Here is a 16,611-nt window from a genome sequence, read left to right as displayed (position 1 = left end):
CCCGTACGCCCGCGGCGCGCACGGGACGGGCCCCGCTCCCCCGACCGGGAGTGGGGCCCGTCCCGCATGGGGGGCTGGTGCGCGGCCCCGTGGGGCCGTGGCGTCAGAACGCCGACTCGTCCAGGTCCATGACGGACAGGTCCACCGACTCGGACAGCGCGCGCTCCACGGCGAGCCCCGGCAGCACGGTCGTCGCGAAGAACTTCGCCGCGGCGATCTTGCCCTGGTAGAACGCCACGTCCTTGGTGCTGCCGCTCGCGGTGCGCTCGGCCAGCTTCTCGGCGGCGACGGCCGCGCCGCGCAGCAGCAGGTAGCCGGTGACGACGTCGCCGGAGGCCATCAGGAAGCGGGTGGTGTTCAGGCCCACCTTGTAGATGGACCTGACGTCCTTCTCCGTGGCGGCCAGGTCGGTCAGCATCGCGCCGACGATGGCCTCCAGGTCGCCGGTGGCGCGGGACAGCTCGTCGCGCGCGGCGGCCAGCTCCTCGCCGCCCTTCGCCTCCGCGAGGAACTTCTTGATCTCCTCGGAGAGCGCGGTGAGCGCCTGGCCCTGGTCGCGTACGACCTTGCGGAAGAAGAAGTCCTGGCCCTGGATCGCGGTGGTGCCCTCGTAGAGGGTGTCGATCTTGGCGTCCCGGATGTACTGCTCGACCGGGTACTCCTGGAGGTAGCCCGAGCCGCCGAGCGTCTGGAGCGACTGCGCGAGCTGCTCGTACGACTTCTCCGAGCCGTAGCCCTTCACGATCGGCAGCAGCAGGTCGTTCAGCCGCTTCGCCGCCGAGGCGTCCTCGCCCGCGTGCTCCTTGACGAGGATCTCGTCCTGCACGGAGGCGGTGTAGAGGACGAGGGCGCGCATGCCCTCCGCGTACGCCTTCTGCGTCAGCAGCGAGCGGCGTACGTCCGGGTGGTGGGTGATGGTGACGCGCGGCGCGGTCTTGTCGGTGAACTGCGCCAGGTCGGCACCCTGGACGCGCTCCTTGGCGTACTCCAGCGCGTTCAGGTAGCCGGTGGAGAGCGTCGCGATGGCCTTCGTGCCGACCATCATCCGCGCGAACTCGATGATCTTGAACATCTGGCGGATGCCGTCGTGCTTCTCACCCAGCAGCCAGCCCTTCGCGGGGGCGTTGGCGCCGAAGGTGACCTCGCAGGTGTTGGACACCTTGAGGCCCATCTTGTGCTCGACGTTGGTGGCGTAGACGCCGTTGCGCTCGCCCAGCTCGCCGGTCTCCCAGTCGAAGTCGTACTTCGGCACGATGAAGAGGCTCAGGCCCTTGGTGCCGGGGCCGTGGCCCTCGGGGCGGGCGAGCACGAAGTGCACGATGTTCTCCGACATGTCGTGCTCGCCGGAGGTGATGAAGCGCTTCACGCCCTCGATGTGCCAGGTGCCGTCGTCCTGCTGGATCGCCCGGGACCGCCCGGCGCCGACGTCCGAACCGGCGTCCGGCTCGGTCAGCACCATGGTGGAGCCCCACTGGCGGTCCGTCATCAGCTGCGCGATCCGGTGCTGCTCCTCGGTGCCCTCCTCGTGGAGGACGCCGGCGAAGGCGGGCCCGGAGGCGTACATCCAGATCGCCGGGTTGGCGCCGAGCACCGACTCCGCGAAGCCCCACAGCAGGGAGCGCGGCGCGGGGGTGCCGCCGATCTCCTCGGGGAGACCGAGCCGCCACCACTCGGCGTCCATGTACGCCTGGTAGCTCTTCCGGAACGAGGCGGGCACCGGCGCCGTGTTGGTCTCCGGGTCGAAGACGGGCGGGTTGCGGTCGCCGTCCTCGTACGACGCGGCCAGCTCGTTCTCGGCGAGACGCGCGATCTCGGAGAGCACGCTCCGGGCGGTCTCGACGTCCATTTCCGCGAACGGTCCGGTGCCGTAGACCGTGTCGCGGCCGAGCACCTCGAAGAGGTTGAACTCGATGTCGCGGAGATTCGACTTGTAGTGCCCCATGGCGACGGCTCCGTATGACTCGTTCGTACCAGCAAGTACGACCATGATGCTACCGGTCGGTAATAAGAAGCAACCCCTCGCCGCCGATGTGTGACTCGTTACGCTTGCCCGCATGTACGGCTACGACCAGAGCACGGCCCCGGGTCACTCCTCGCACGGCCAGCAGTCCCACCACGGACAGCAGCACGTGCATCAGCAGCATGCCGCGCACCAGCAGTACGCGCAGCAGCAGCCGCCGTCCTCGTACGGGCAGCAGCCGCTCTACCCGGAGCCGTCGCCGCCGTCCCTCGCGGAGGCCGTGCGCGCCTTCACCACCGGCACGGTGGGCGGCGAGGAGTTCCAGGGGATCTTCTCGACCTCGAAGGTCTACTGCCCCCGCGGCGACACCCCGGGCTTCCTCGCGCTGCACAACACCCAGCAGCCGGTGATCCCGATGTTCAGCACGCTCAAGGAGCTGCGCCGGTACGCGGGCAAGGAGTCCAAGTACTTCGTCATCACCGGCGCGGAGGTGCTGGACCTGCTGCCGTCGGGCTACGGCTTCGTGCTGGACATGGAGGGCGAGCACCGCGTGGTCTTCGACGCGAAGGCCGTCGAGGAGATGGTCGACTACGCGATGCGCCGCATGTACGGCTGAGTCGGCGTACGGCCGGGTCCGCGCGCGGGTGGGCCGGTGCGCGCGGACTCGGCCGGGGCGGCTCGTATGGCATTCCGTTCAATGTTGAACTACTCTGGGGATGTCGACGAGGAGGCTCACCATGCCCGCGATCACCGTCCAGAACCCGCTCACTCTCCCCCGGGTCGCCGCCCCCGACCCCTCGACCGCCGCGCAGCGCCCGGTGCTCGCCGTGAGCACCGCGCCCACCGGCTACGAGGGCGAGGGCTTCCCGGTCCGCCGCGCCTTCGCGGGCATCGACCAGCGCCACCTCGACCCGTTCATCATGATGGACCAGATGGGTGAGGTGGACTACGCGCCGGGCGAGCCCAAGGGCACGCCCTGGCACCCGCACCGCGGCTTCGAGACCGTCACGTACCTCATCGACGGCACCTTCGTGCACCAGGACTCCGAGGGCGGCGGCGGCACCATCAACGGCGGCGACACCCAGTGGATGACGGCCGGGTCCGGCCTCCTCCACATCGAGGCGCCGCCCGAGGAACTGGTCGTCAGCGGCGGCCTCTTCCACGGCCTCCAGCTCTGGGTGAACCTCCCGTCCAGGGACAAGATGACCGCCCCCCGCTACCAGGACATCGGCGGCGGCGAGGTCAAGCTGCTCACCACCCCCGACGGCGGCGCGCTGCTCCGCCTCATCGCGGGCGACCTCGACGGCCACGACGGCCCGGGCGTCACGCACACGCCGATCACGATGGTGCACGCCACCGTCTCGCCCGGCGCCGAGGCCGTACTCCCCTGGCGTTCCGACTTCAACGCGCTCGCGTACGTCCTCGCCGGGCGCGGCACCGTCGGCCCGGACCGCCACCCCCTGCACCTCGGCCAGGCCGCGGTGCTCGGCGCGGGCGGCGCGCTCACCGTACGGGCGGACGAGCGGCAGGACGGCAACGCGCCCGACCTGGAGATCGTCCTCCTCGGCGGCCGCCCGATCCGCGAACCGGTCGCGCACTACGGGCCGTTCGTGATGAACACCCGGGCCGAACTCCAGCAGGCGTTCGACGACTTCCAGGCCGGCCGCCTCGGCCGCGTCCCCGCCACGCGCGACTGAGCGACGGGGGACCGGCCCGGACGACGGACCCGCGCGGATCGAGCCGCGCGGGTCAGACCGCGACCGTTCCGGCGTCGGCTCCGGTGTCCGGGTCGGGGTCCCGGTCGGGGTCCGTGTCGGCGGGGGTGTCCGTGTCGGCGTTCTCGCGGATCTCGAACCAGATCGACTTGCCGTCGCCCACCGGGTCCACGCCCCACGCGCCCGCCAGCGACTCCATGAGGATCAGGCCGCGGCCCGACGACGCCATCTCGCCGGGAGTGCGCAGGTGCGGCAGTTCGTCGCTGTGGTCCGCGACCTCGACGCGCAGGAGGCGCGCGCCGCGTTCGCCGCTGATCTCCGCTACGGCCAGGGCGTCGCCGTCGGTGTGCACCAGGACGTTCGTCAGCATCTCCGACAGCATCAGCACCGCGCCGTGGATCTGCCCCTCGTCCTTCCAGTCGTGCATCAGGTACTCCAGCTGGTGCCGCGCCGACGCGATCCGGTCCGGCGCGGCCTGCGCGACGGTGAGCACCGTGCGGCGGCCCGGCGTACGGGCCGTCCCGTCGTACGTGCCGTCGCCCTTGCGGCGCAGCAGGAGCAGCGCGATGTCGTCCTCGCGGCGGTCGGCCAGTGGGCCCGTGCGGTGGTGCGAGGAGGGGCCGTGGACCGCCTGCACGAGCGCGTCGGCCAGTGCCTCCAGGCCGCCCGCCCGCTCCCGGCCCGCCGTCCCGGCCTCCGCGTCCCCGCCGGAACCCGCGCCCTTACCCGTACCCGTCGTACGTTCCGGGGGCGGCACCGTCGTCGGCAGCGGCGCCGCCGCCCCCGGGGCGTCGTCCGGCTGTGCGGCCCACACCTCGCGCAGCCGTTCCCAGCCGCTCTCCAGGTCGTGCCCGCCGGTCTCGATCAGCCCGTCCGTGCAGGCCAGCAGCGTCTCGCCGGGCTGGAGCAGCAGCTGGCTGGTGGGGTAGACGGTGTCCGGGTCGACGCCCAGCGGGAGGCCGCCCTCGGTGGGCCGTACGAGTACGGTGCCGTCCGGCATCCGTACCGCCGGGTCGGGGTGCCCGGCGCGGGCCACGTCGAGGCGGCCGGTGCGCGGGTCCACCTCCATGTAGAGGCAGGTGGCGAAGCGCGCCTCCGCGGCGGTGCCGCCGTCCCCGTCCCCGCCCGCGTCGCCCGCCGCGGTGCCGTACGCCGGGCCGGTGCCGTAGCCCGAGCCGGGCCCGGTGTCGCGCCCGGCCTGTTCCGCGCGGTTCAGGCCGCCGAGGAAGCGGGAGGCGCGGGAGAGCACCGCGTCCGGCCGGTGGCCCTCGGCGGCGTACGCGCGCAGGGCGATCCGCAGCTGCGACATGATCCCCGCGGCCCGTACGTCGTGCCCCTGCACGTCACCGATGACCACGGCCGTACGGCCCGACGGCAGCGGGATCACGTCGTACCAGTCGCCGCCGACCTGGAGGCCGCCACCGGTCGGCACGTACCGGGCGGCGATCTCCATGCCCTCCATGCCGGGCTTCTCGGCGGGCCGCAGGGCGCGTTGGAGGCCGTCGGTCAGTTCGCGTTCGCTCTCGTGCAGGGACGCCCGTTCCAGCGCCTGCGCGAGCATGCGCGCGACGGTGGACAGCACGGACCGTTCGTCGGGGGTGAACGCGACCGGGTGCGAGAACGCCGCCAGCCACGCGCCGATGGTCCGGCCCGCCACGGTCAGCGGCAGGAACGCCCACGACTGCCGCCCGAAGGAGGAGGCCAGCGGCCAGGTGGTGGGGAAGCGGCGGCGGTAGTCGTCGGGGGTGGGGAGGTAGACGGCCCGGCCCGTACGCGCGACCCGCGCCGCCGGGTAGTCCGTCTCCAGCAGCATGTCCACGAACGGGCCCTCGTCGCCGGGCGCGTGCCCGTGGTGGCCGATCACCGACAGCCGTTCGCCCTCCACACCGAAGACGGCCAGCCCGTCCGGCGTGAAGCCGGGCATGGACAGCCCGGCGACCACCCGCAGCACCTCGGCGGTGGACCGCGCCTCGGCCAGCGCCCGGCCCGCGTCCAGCAGGAACGCCTCGCGGGAGCGCCGCCAGTCGCCGGTCACGCGGGTCCGCGAGATCCCGGCGGGGGCGCCCGGCGCGCTGGGGCCGCTGGAGCTGGGCGGCGGGTCGGGGATCTCCGACATGAGCCCGATGACGTGGAACGGGGCGGGGCCGGTCTCCCCGTCCGGGCCCCGGCCCGCGCCGACGGCGCGCATCCGCACCCGTACGGTCCGCACCACCGAACCGTCCGGGGCGACGACCCGTACGAGTGCCTCGGCCAGGGTCCGTTCGGTGACCGCCAGGGTGGCGATGCTCTGCAACTCCAGGAAGTCGGTGAGGTGCAGCCGGGAGCGTGCCGCCGCCTCGCCGACCGTCACGGTGCCGTCGGCGTCCGCCGCCTCCCCGGCCGCGCCCGTGGCTCCCCTCGCCCCCTCCCCGGCCAGCCCGAGCAGGCGCGCCGCGCGCGCGTCGAGGGTCACCGTGCCGGTGGTGTTCTCCCACCGCCAGACACCGGTGCCCACGGCCGTCAGGACGTCCTCGGTGCGCATTGCCCCACTTTATGCAGGTACGGAATAGGGGGGCGAGTGAGCGGGGCCCAGGGCGGTACCCTGAGGGGTCACGGGACCCCGCCGCGGCACGGCGTCGGTCCCGTCTCCACTCGAAACCCCGGCCCGACGACTTGGATGACTGATGCACCGGTACCGGTCCCACACCTGCGGCGAACTCCGTTCCACCGACGTCGGCGGCGACGTCCGGCTGAGCGGCTGGCTGCACAATCGGCGGAACCTGGGCGGCATCCTCTTCCTCGACCTGCGCGACCACTACGGCATCGTGCAGCTGGTCGTACGGCCCGAGCAGACCGCCGTCCACGAGCTGCTCAGCGGCCTCTCCAAGGAGAGCACCGTGCGGGTGGACGGCAAGGTCGTCGCGCGCGGCGCGGAGAACGTCAACGCGGAGCTGCCCACCGGCGACGTCGAGGTCGAGGTCACCGACGTCGAGGTGCTCGGAGCGGCCGACCAGATCCCGTTCACCATCAACGCCGAGGACGGCGTCAACGAGGAGCGGCGGCTGGAGTACCGCTTCCTCGACCTGCGCCGCGAGCGCATGCACCGGAACGTGATGCTGCGCTCCGCCGTCATCTCCTCCATCCGCCGCCGGATGACCGAGCAGGGCTTCAACGAGATGGCCACGCCCATCCTGTCGGCCACCTCGCCCGAGGGCGCCCGCGACTTCCTCGTACCGTCCCGGCTGCACGCGGGCCGCTTCTACGCGCTGCCGCAGGCGCCGCAGCAGTTCAAGCAGCTGCTGATGGTCGCGGGCTTCGACCGCTACTTCCAGATCGCGCCCTGCTTCCGCGACGAGGACGCGCGCGCCGACCGTTCGCCCGGCGAGTTCTACCAGCTCGACGTCGAGATGAGCTTCGTCGAGCAGGAGGACGTCTTCCGCGTCATCGAGGCGATGATGACCGGGATCTTCGAGGAGTTCGGCGAGGGCCGCCACGTCACCTCGCCGTTCCCGCGCATCCCGTTCCGCGAGTCGATGCTCAAGTACGGCTCGGACAAGCCGGACCTGCGCGCCGAGCTGGAACTGGTCGACGTCTCGCAGGTCTTCGCGGGCAGCGGCTTCAAGGCGTTCGCGGACAAGCACGTACGCGCGCTGGCGGTGCCGGACACGGCGGACCAGTCGCGCAAGTTCTTCGACCAGATGGGCGAGTTCGCCGTCGAGCAGGGCGCGAAGGGCCTGGCGTGGGTGCGGGTCGGGGACGACGGGCAGTTGACCGGGCCCATCGCGAAGTTCCTCACGGAGGCGGACGTCGCGGCGCTGCTGGCCGCGCTGGACGCGAAGCCGGGCACGGCGGTGTTCTTCGGCGCGGGCGAGTTCGACGAGGTCTCGAAGATCATGGGCGCGGTCCGCGTCGAGGCGGCCCGGCGTACGGGGCACTTCGTCGAGAACGTGTTCCGCTTCTGCTGGATCGTGGACTTCCCGATGTTCGAGAAGGACGAGGAGACGGGGAAGGTCGAGTTCTCGCACAACCCGTTCTCCATGCCGCAGGGCGGTCTGGAGGCGCTGGAGACGCAGGACCCGCTGGACGTCCTGGCCTGGCAGTACGACATCGTCTGCAACGGCGTGGAGCTGTCGTCCGGCGCGATCCGGAACCACGAACCGGACGTCATGTTCAAGGCGTTCGGCATCGCGGGCTACTCCCGTGAGGACGTGGAGCGCGAGTTCGGCGGCATGCTGCGGGCGTTCCAGTTCGGCGCCCCGCCGCACGGCGGCATCGCCCCGGGCATCGACCGTATCGTCATGCTGCTGGCGGACGAGCCGAACATCCGCGAGACGATCGCCTTCCCGCTCAACGGCAACGCGCAGGACCTGCTGATGGGCGCCCCGACGGAGGTCGACGAGTCCCGGCTGCGGGAGCTGCACCTCTCGCTGCGGAAGCCCCCGGCCCCGAAGGCGTGACCGTCTGACGGTGTGACCAGCTGACGGCCCGACGGCCCGTACGCACGTGACGGCGGGGCGGGACCTCCTCCACGAGGGGTCCCGCCCCGCCGTCGTCCGTCGGGCCGTACCGCGATCGGGCGCGGGGCTCAGAAGCGGTCCGGCGCGCGCTCCGGCGTCGGGGCGGTGTGCCGCCGCTCGCGCGCCCCGCCCTTCTCCCCGGTGGGCGCGTCGCAGGTCACGTCCTCGGCGGGCAGTTCGCGCCGCATGAGGTAGGCGTTGACGGCGCCGTCGGCGCAGGCGGTCCCGTTCGGGTAGACGCCGTGGCCCTCGCCGCCGCGTACGGTCACCATCCGCGAACCCCTCAGGTCCTCGTGCAGGGCCTGCTCGCTGGGCAGCGGGGTCTGCGGGTCCCACTCGTTCTGCACGACGAGACCGCCGACGCCGTTGTCGACCTCGGTCACCGGCTCCGCGGACTCGTCCCAGAACGCGCAGGGCTCGATGCTCGACGCGAAGTCGCCGTAGAGCCGGAAGCGGCCCTTGTCCTCGGCGGCGTCCCGCCGGTACGTCTCCGGGTCGCGGGACCACGCGGCCGAGTGGTCACCGCAGACCACGGCCCAGAAGCTCGCCGGCATGTTGTCGGACGGCGTCTCCGCCGCTCCGTCCGCCGCCCCGTCCGCGTCCGCCGGTGCCGTCGAAGTCAGCGACAACGGGCGGGAGTTGACCTTCACGGTGGGCGCGGGGCAGGCCAACGAGCTGGAGATCTCCGAGACGTTCGTCAACGGCACGGACATCGAGTTCGTCATCGACGACGTCGCGCCGCTCACCCCCGGCAACGGGTGCGCCCACCCCGACGCCTCCGACGCCACCAGGGTGACGTGCACCGTGGTCACCGTCGACAGCCAGAGCCCGTACCGCGTCCTGGCGTTGGACTCCGGTGACGGCGACGGCACCGTCACCGTCGACAACTCCACCGACGCCTTCTTCACCGACTCCTTCTCCCTCGGCGCCGGGAACGACGAGCTGACCAGCACCGGCAGCGTCGACAGCAGCGGTGTCAGCGGCGGCGACGGCGACGACACCCTCACGGTCGGCCCCGCCTCGATCGCGCGCGGCGACGCGGGCGACGACACGATCCGCACCACCGGTGACGTGGCGGAGGGCGGCCCGGGGAAGGACGTGCTGTCCGGCGGCCCCGGTGAGGACGCCGAGCAGCAGGACTGACCGGCCGGAGCCCCGGCCCGTACCGCCCCGCGCGCGACGCCGTACGCGACGCCGAGCCCGCCGCCGTACGCGACGGCGGCGCCCACCCCGACCCGGGTGGGCGCCGCCGCCGTACGTGTACCGCGTGCCCTACGTCGGGCTCGCGCGCCTCAGTCCGCCTTCGGCTCCTCCAGGCGCGGGAACAGCACCGCGCCCTTCGTCACGGTGACGCCTTCGGGCAACTGCCCCCAGCGGCCCGCGTCCTGCACGCGCTGGTCGGCGAGCGCGCCCAGCGCGGGCTCGGCGCCGAGGGAGTCCCACAGCTTGCGGCAGGTCTCCGGCATCACCGGGTGCAGCAGCACCGCGCAGGCGCGCAGCGACTCGGCGGCGGTGTGCAGGATCGTCGCGAGCCGGGCCTGCGCCTCCGCCTCCTCGGCGGTCGCGCCGGGCTCGGCGGACGCGGACTTGGCGACCTTCCAGGGCGCCTGCTCCGTGAGGTAGCCGTTGACCTGCTTGACGAAGTCGAAGACCGCGGCGATGCCGCCCGCGAAGTCCAACTCGTCGCCCACGCGCCGGTCCGCCTCGGCGGCGGCGGTCGCCAGCCCGTCGACGACGGCCTGTTCGGCGGGGCCGGGCGCGGCGTACGCGGGCAGCGCGCCGCCGAAGTACTTGCCGACCATGGCGGCGACGCGCGACGCCAGGTTGCCGAAGTCGTTGGCGAGTTCGCTGGTGTAGCGGGCGCTGAAGTCCTCCCAGGAGAACGAGCCGTCCTGGCCGAAGGCGATCGCCCGCAGGAAGTACCAGCGGTACGCGTCCACGCCGAAGTGGTCGGTGAGCTGCTGCGGCGAGATGCCCGTGAGGTTGGACTTCGACATCTTCTCGCCGCCGACCATCAGCCAGCCGTTGGCGGCGATCCTCCCGGGCAGCGGCAGGCCGTTGGCCATCAGCATGGCGGGCCAGATCACGGCGTGGAAGCGGAGGATGTCCTTGCCGACGAGGTGGACGTCGGCGGGGAAGACCTCCTCGAAGCGGGCCTGGTCCGCGCCGTAGCCCACGGCGGTCGCGTAGTTGAGGAGCGCGTCGATCCACACGTAGATGACGTGCTTGTCGTCCCAGGGCACCTTCACGCCCCAGTCGAACGTGGACCGGGAGATGGAGAGGTCCTCCAGGCCCTGGCGGACGAAGTTCACGACCTCGTTCCGCGCGGACTCGGGCTGGATGAAGCCGGGGTCGGCCTCGTACAGCTCCAGCAGCTTCGGGCCGTACGCGGAGAGCCGGAAGAAGTAGTTCTCCTCCTGGAGCATCTCGACCGGCCTGCGGTGGATCGGGCACAGCTTCTGCCCGGCGAACTCGCCCTCGCCGTCGAGGAGTTCGCCCTCCGTCTTGTACTCCTCGCAGCCCACGCAGTACGGCCCCTCGTAGCCGCCCTGGTAGATCTCGCCGCGGTCGTACAGGTCCTGCACGAACTCCCGTACGCGGGCCGTGTGCCGCTCCTCGGTCGTCCGGATGAAGTCGTCGTTCGCGATGTCCAGATGCTGCCAGAGGGGCTTCCACGCCTCCTCGACCAGCCGGTCGCACCACGCCTGCGGGGTGACGCCGTTCGCCTCGGCGGTGCGCATGATCTTCTGACCGTGCTCGTCCGTGCCGGTGAGGTACCACACCTTCTCGCCGCGCTGGCGGTGCCAGCGCGTGAGCACGTCGCCCGCGACGGTCGTGTAGGCGTGGCCCAGGTGGGGAGCGTCGTTCACGTAGTAAATGGGCGTCGTGACGTAGTACGTCCGCTGCCCCGTCTGCTCTGTTCCAGTGGCCGCCATGGTCGAAAGCCTAGCGGCCCCCGGGGCGCCGACTCGACCCGGTCACGGACCGTCAGCACCGGCGTACGGGCGGGGCGCGGGGTGGCCCGGGGTGCGCGGGCGCGCACGCGGGGTGGCCGAAAGGGGGTGTGTCCGGGGGGTTTCCGGGGCGTGTCCGGCGGCGGGAAGTTCTTTATGCACGCAATATCGGCCACGGACCGGACCGTGACTAGCGTCACGCCGCAGTCCCGCGACATCCGCCGAGGCCCGAGGGAGCACGCCGTGGACACCAGTCGCCGCCCCGCACCATGGAGACACCGCCCGGACGCGCCGCGTACGGCGGGCCCACCCCGTACGCGCCGCGCGCCGCGCCGTACGTACCGCCCGCTGGCCGCCCTGCTGGCCGCGGGCTGCCTGGTGGCGGGCCTCGCACCGGGCACCGCCGCCGCGCGGGACACCGCGGGCGGGTCGGGCACCGGGGCGCCGGCGCCCGCCGCCTGCCCGGACGGGCTGCCCGTCGGCACCGACTGCTACGAGGGGCGGGACGCCAACGGCGCCTACTACTCGATCGCCGTCCCGCACGACTGGAACGGCTCCCTCGTGATGCACGCGCACGGCGGCCCCGACCTGGGCGCGGCCACGCCGGAGCGCAACCGCGAGGATCTCGGCCGCTGGTCGGTCATGGTCGAGGAGGGCTACGCGTGGGCGGGGTCCTCGTACCGGCGCGGCGGTTACGGCGTACGGATGGCCGCCGAGGACACCGAGAACCTGCGGCGCCTCTTCGTCGCCACCTTCGGACAGCCCGAACGCACCTACGTGCACGGGCAGTCGTGGGGCGGCAACGTCGCCGCGAAGATCGCCGAGACCTTCGCGGCGCGCGCACCGCGCGGCGGCGGGCGGCCCGCGTACGACGGCGCGCTGATCACCAACGGCGCGGTCGCGGGCGGCTCCCGCGGCTACGACCACCGCGTGGACCTGCGCGCCGTCTACCAGTTCTACTGCCACAACCACCCGCGCCCCGACGAAAGGCAGTACCCGCTGTGGAGCGGCCTGCCCGTCGACTCGGAGATGACCAACGCCGACGTCCGCGCCCGCGTCCAGGAGTGCACGGGCGTCGACTCCGCCCCCGAGGACCGTACGGCCCTCCAGCGGCGGAACCTGGCGGACATCCTCGCCGTGACGAAGCTGCCGGAACGGACGCTCGTCTCGCACCTGTCGTTCGCCACGTTCACCTTCCGCGACATCGTCGCGGAGCGGCTGGGCGGCCGGAACCCGTTCTCCAACAGGGGTGTGCGCTACACCGGTTCGCACGACGACCGGGCGCTGAACAAGGGCGTGCAGCGCTTCTCCGCCGACCGCTCCGCCGTACGCGACCTGAGTTACGACAGCGACCTGACCGGCGTCGTCGACATCCCCGTGCTGTCGCTGCACGCGATCGACGACCCGACGGTGCCGGTGGAGCAGGACGCCGCCTACCGCGCGAGCCTGGCGGGCGCGCGCTGGGGCGGCGCGCGGAACCTGGTGCAGACGTTCACCCGGGAGAGCGAGCACAGCGCGCTCAGCGACTCCGGCTACGCGACCGCGCTCGGCGCCCTCTCCTCCTGGGTGACGGACGGCACCAGGCCGACGCCGTCGGGCGTGGCCGCGTCCTGCGCCGCGTACGACCGCGAGTACGGCGCGGGCTGCTTCTTCGACCCGGCCTACGTGCCCGGCGACTACGCCTCGCGGGTCAACCCCCGTCCCGGCGGGCGGCATTGGCCCGCGCTGACGGCGGCGCGGGCGAAGTGGTGGGAGCGGTGGGGGGACGTGGGCATCGCGCCCTGACCGCTGCCGCGCGCCTGCGCGGACGGCATCCCGCGCGCGTACGGCGTACGGCCTCTCACCACCACGGGCCGTGCGCCGTACGGCTGCCGGGGCGGGGGCGCGCTTCCGTACGGCCGGTTTCCGTACGGCCCGGTTCCGTGCGGCGCGCCTCTTCCGGGGGCGGTGTCGCCCGGTCGTCGTCCAGGCCGACGACGACCGACCACGGGCGTACGGGCGCGGGCCGGTGCCGGTGGAGGGCGCACCCGCAGCGGGCGGGGGCGGTGGAGTCGTCCGCGCCGTCCGCGCCACCCGGGCCGGGGCCCGCCTCCGGACGGGGGAGGCCGGGCGCGGACGGCGGGTCCGGCGCGCGCAACAGGCCGCGCTCGGCGAGCACTTCGAGGACCCGTAGGAACGTGGGCTCCTGCGCGGCGCCGAACGGCCCGCCGGGCGGGCCGACTTCGCGGGCGTCGTCGCCGCGGCCGTCGGGACCAGGGCCCTCGGAACCAGGGCCGTCGGGACCGTCGTCGTGGCCGGGCGGGCTCCGCCGCATCACGCCCCCTCACCACGCGACCGGGACGCCGGTCGCGTGCTCATGCTCGTGCTCGTGCTCGGTGCTGACGACGGGCGGACGCGGCGCCGGGGAGGTGACGCACGGCCCGCCCGCCGGGTCGATCCGCCTTCACGGGCGGGTCCGCGCCGTCCTTTTCCGGCGGAACGGGTCGCCGTCCACGGACGGCACGGAATTCCGCGCGGCGGAACACCCCGGCCGACCGATGTGCCAACTGGTGTGATTTCCGCGCCGATTCGTACGGGTATCGCTGGACAAAACGCTAGCAGCGGCTTGTTGACCTGCACCAGTCCCGCATTCGGGTGACCAGGGGCGTTCCACTTCCACCGCACGCCCCCGGCCCGCACCGGGCGCGGAGTGCACGGAATTGCCGCGTCCGGAATACGTGCGTCGCGCACCCGTGAAGTGCCGCCGGGGATTTCCCCCGTACGGTCCGTGGAATTCGTCCCGTACGGCAATTCCGCACCGCCCGCCGCCCGCAGCCGCCCGCAGTCGACCACCGTCCAACGACCCCCGCCTCAGGCGTCCTTGAGGTGGGCGAGCGTCGTCACGACCCGGTCCGCGATGTCCGACGGCCACGGGAACGCGGGCGAGACCGCGCGCTGGTGCGCGAGCCCGTGCAGACCGAGCCAGAGCGCGACCGTGTCGGCCGCCACGTCGGTGCTGACGGCCTCACCGGCCGCGACGCAGTCCCCCAGGGACCGGGCGAGCAGCTCCATGCTCGTACTGCCGAGCGTGGACACGTCCTCGGCGGTCACGGAACTCTCGTTCAGGTCGGGCGTCCAGAGCCCGCCGAACATCGTGCGGTAGCGCCCGGGGCGGGTGCGGGCGAACTCCAGGTAGCCGTCGCACACGGCCAGCAGCCGCGCCCGAGGGGTGTCCTCGGCCGCGTCGCGGGCGGTGTGCAGCAGGGTGTCCAGCTCCGCGAACGCGTTCCGTACGACCGCCAGCATGACGGCGGGTTGGTCCGGGAAGTGCCGGTAGATCGACGGGGCGGCGATCCCGGCGCGGCGGGCGACGGAGCGCAGGGTGAGGGCGCTCTCGTCGCCGGTCTCGTCCAGCAGCGCGACGGCCGCCGCCACGATCTCGTCCCGCAGGAGGCCGCCCTCCCCGCGGCGGTTGCGTGCGCGTGCGCGGGGGCGCGTTCCGTTCTCTGCGTCGTCCATGGCTTCACCTTACACGGAAAAACTAACGCCTGTTAGCTCTTGTGTGCGCTCGACTAACGGCCGTAGCCTTACGGCCGTAAGCACAACCGAGCGACACGAGAACCGGAGCGGACCCATGGGCGACCACGCCAAGGCCACGGCCATCCCGAGCAGCACCACCGGCACCACCGTCACCGAGATCGTCCTGCCGGGCCGGGTCGAGCCCGACGGCCTGGAGGTCGCCGCCCGCGCCCTCCCGGCGCCCGCCGCGGGCCAGGTCGTCCTCACCATGGAGGCGACCGGGGTGTGCTTCGCGGAGCAGCAGATGCGCCGCGGGAAGTACTACGACCAGCCGGAGTTCCCCTTCGTCCCCGGCTACGACGTGGTCGGCACCGTCACTGCCGTCGGCCCGGACGTCGACCCCGCGCTCGTCGGGCGCCGCTTCGCCGCCGTCACCAAGACCGGCGCGTGGGCCAGCGCTCTGCTGCTGGAGGCCGCGGACCTGGTCGCCGTACCGGACGGGGTCTCCCCGGCCGCCGCCGAGACCGTCCTCGTCAACGGCATCACCGCCTGGCAGATGCTGCACCGGACGGCGAGGGTACGGTCCGGCGGCACCGTCGTCGTCCTCGGCGCGAACGGCGGCGTCGGCTCCCTCCTCGTCCAACTCGCCCGGCACGCGGGCCTGTCCGTGATCGGTACGGCGTCCCCGCGCCACCACGAGGGCCTCCGCGAGCAGGGCGTGACCCCGGTCGACTACCGCGACCCGGAGATGTACCGGTTGATCAGGGAGCTGGCGCCGGACGGCGTCGACGCCGTCTTCGACCACGTCGGCGGGCCCGCCGTCGCCGAGTCGTGGGGGCTGCTGCGCAAGGGCGGCACCCTGGTGTCGTACGGGACCGCCGCGACGAAGGACCTGGCGGGCGACTCGCAGCTGCCGGTGCTGAAGCTGTTCGCGCAGCTGGCGGTCTGGAACAACCTGCCGAACGGCAAGGGCGCCCACTTCTACAACCTCTGGGCGGGCCGCCGTTGCGCCGACTCCTTCCGGCGCCGGCTGAGCGAGGACTTGACACGGGTGCTGCGGCTGGTGGCGGACGGCACGCTCACGCCGCGGATCGCCGCCGAGTACCCGCTGTCGGAGGCGGGGGCGGCGCTGGCGCTCGCGGAGTCGCACACCGTGGCGGGCAAGGTCGTCCTGGTGCCGGACGCGCCGCGGTCATGACACCGGCCTCCGGTACGGGCGCGGGCACGGGCACGGCTTCCGGTACGGGCGCGGGCACGGCCTCCGGTACGACCCCCGCCCCGCGCGCCCCGCGTACGCCGCGCGCCCCGCGCGACGCCTCGCGTCGCCGCCCGAACCGGCGCGGCGAGGGCCGCCTGCTGCGGGCCGACATCCTCGCCGCCGCGACCGAACTCCTCGACGCCGACGGCGACGAGCGGGCCGTGACCCTCCGCGCCGTCGCCCGCCGGGCCGGGATCTCCGCGCCCTCGATCTACCCGCACTACCTCGACCGGCCCGCCCTCGTACGGGACGTGGTGCGGCAGGCGTTCGCCGCGCTGGCCGACGACCTCCGGGCCGCCCACGGCGCGGCGGGCGGGGACCCGAGCCGACGGCTGCACGCCGTCTGCCGCGCGTACCTGGCCTTCGCCCACGACCACCCCGAGCGGTACCGCGTGATGTTCGGCGGCGCGTGGCACCCCGTACGGGACTCCGCCGCCCCGGACCCGGTCGACCCGGACCCGGCCACCCTGCACCCCGCCGACCCGGACGCCGCGCCGTCCGGCGGGGAGGCGACGCGCCTGCTGGCCGACTGTCTCGACGACTGCGTGGCCGCCGGGTGTTGCGCGAGCACGGACCCGGCCGCCGACGCCGTCGCCCTGTGGCTGGGCCTGCACGGGCTCGCCCACCAGCGGGCCGTCAGCGACGCGTTCGCCTGGCCGGACGACATCGTCCGGCGTCTCGCCTCCCCGCTGTCGCACCTCGTCTGAACGGGCCGCCGTACGCGGCGCCG

At 73.2% G+C, this 16,611-nt stretch carries 12 protein-coding genes and 1 pseudogene; 7 read left to right on the top strand and 6 right to left on the bottom strand.

Annotated elements, in window-relative coordinates:
- Positions 1-103 precede the first annotated feature (103 nt).
- Positions 104-1,942, bottom strand: coding sequence for an acyl-CoA dehydrogenase (locus D7M15_RS13915; protein WP_121517802.1), 1,839 nt, complete (start codon positions 1,940-1,942; stop codon positions 104-106).
- Between the two features lie 112 nt (positions 1,943-2,054).
- Between D7M15_RS13915 and D7M15_RS13910 the strand changes: the two genes are divergently transcribed.
- Positions 2,055-2,576, top strand: a complete 522-nt coding sequence (locus D7M15_RS13910) for an SseB family protein (protein ID WP_121517801.1) — start codon at positions 2,055-2,057, stop codon at positions 2,574-2,576.
- Positions 2,577-2,697: 121 nt separating this feature from the next.
- Positions 2,698-3,657, top strand: coding sequence for a pirin family protein (locus tag D7M15_RS13905; RefSeq protein WP_121517800.1), 960 nt, complete (start codon positions 2,698-2,700; stop codon positions 3,655-3,657).
- Between the two features lie 52 nt (positions 3,658-3,709).
- Here the strand turns inward: D7M15_RS13905 and D7M15_RS13900 are convergent, their stop codons facing one another.
- A complete protein-coding gene (locus D7M15_RS13900; RefSeq protein WP_121517799.1) occupies positions 3,710-6,196 on the bottom strand; it encodes a SpoIIE family protein phosphatase in 2,487 nt (828 codons plus the stop codon).
- A gap of 142 nt (positions 6,197-6,338) precedes the next feature.
- On the opposite strand from D7M15_RS13900, the gene aspS reads away from it, so the two are divergent.
- Positions 6,339-8,111 (top strand): aspartate--tRNA ligase, encoded by a 1,773-nt coding sequence (gene aspS / locus D7M15_RS13895; protein WP_121517798.1) that lies wholly within the window; start codon positions 6,339-6,341, stop codon positions 8,109-8,111.
- Between the two features lie 128 nt (positions 8,112-8,239).
- Here the strand turns inward: aspS and D7M15_RS13890 are convergent.
- Positions 8,240-8,731 (bottom strand): annotated as a pseudogene (locus tag D7M15_RS13890) (alpha/beta hydrolase); the annotation flags it as partial.
- Here D7M15_RS13890 and D7M15_RS13885 point away from each other — a divergent pair.
- Positions 8,724-9,314, top strand: coding sequence for a hypothetical protein (locus tag D7M15_RS13885; RefSeq protein WP_240649752.1), 591 nt, complete (start codon positions 8,724-8,726; stop codon positions 9,312-9,314). The pseudogene D7M15_RS13890 and the gene D7M15_RS13885 sit on opposite strands and share 8 nt — an antisense overlap.
- A gap of 149 nt (positions 9,315-9,463) precedes the next feature.
- Here D7M15_RS13885 and metG read toward each other — a convergent pair whose 3' ends face one another.
- Entirely contained in the window at positions 9,464-11,107 is a 1,644-nt protein-coding gene (gene metG, locus D7M15_RS13880) for a methionine--tRNA ligase (protein ID WP_121517796.1), read from the bottom strand.
- A gap of 396 nt (positions 11,108-11,503) precedes the next feature.
- Between metG and D7M15_RS13875 the strand changes: the two genes are divergently transcribed.
- Positions 11,504-12,910: a hypothetical protein gene (locus D7M15_RS13875; RefSeq protein WP_240649641.1), complete on the top strand. Its 1,407-nt coding sequence runs from the start codon at positions 11,504-11,506 to the stop codon at positions 12,908-12,910.
- Positions 12,911-12,965: 55 nt separating this feature from the next.
- Here the strand turns inward: D7M15_RS13875 and D7M15_RS13870 are convergent, their stop codons facing one another.
- Both D7M15_RS13870 and D7M15_RS13865 read right to left on the bottom strand, forming a co-directional pair.
- Positions 12,966-13,439 (bottom strand): hypothetical protein, encoded by a 474-nt coding sequence (locus D7M15_RS13870; protein ID WP_121517795.1) that lies wholly within the window; start codon positions 13,437-13,439, stop codon positions 12,966-12,968.
- A 536-nt stretch (positions 13,440-13,975) separates the two neighbouring features.
- Positions 13,976-14,623: a TetR/AcrR family transcriptional regulator gene (locus D7M15_RS13865; protein WP_121517794.1), complete on the bottom strand. Its 648-nt coding sequence runs from the start codon at positions 14,621-14,623 to the stop codon at positions 13,976-13,978.
- Between the two features lie 115 nt (positions 14,624-14,738).
- Between D7M15_RS13865 and D7M15_RS13860 the strand changes: the two genes are divergently transcribed.
- Complete coding sequence (locus D7M15_RS13860) at positions 14,739-15,821, top strand: medium chain dehydrogenase/reductase family protein (protein WP_121517793.1); 1,083 nt, start codon at positions 14,739-14,741, stop codon at positions 15,819-15,821.
- Positions 15,818-16,588, top strand: a complete 771-nt coding sequence (locus D7M15_RS13855) for a TetR/AcrR family transcriptional regulator (protein ID WP_121517792.1) — start codon at positions 15,818-15,820, stop codon at positions 16,586-16,588. The genes D7M15_RS13860 and D7M15_RS13855 overlap by 4 nt, the downstream gene beginning before the upstream one ends.
- Positions 16,589-16,611 lie beyond the last annotated feature (23 nt).

Origin of the sequence: Streptomyces sp. Z26 (assembly GCF_003665095.1) — a bacterium.
Lineage (GTDB): Bacteria > Actinomycetota > Actinomycetes > Streptomycetales > Streptomycetaceae > Streptomyces > Streptomyces phytohabitans.
Note: the sequence above shows the minus strand (reverse complement) of the source record. Positions and strands in the feature narration are given on the sequence as shown.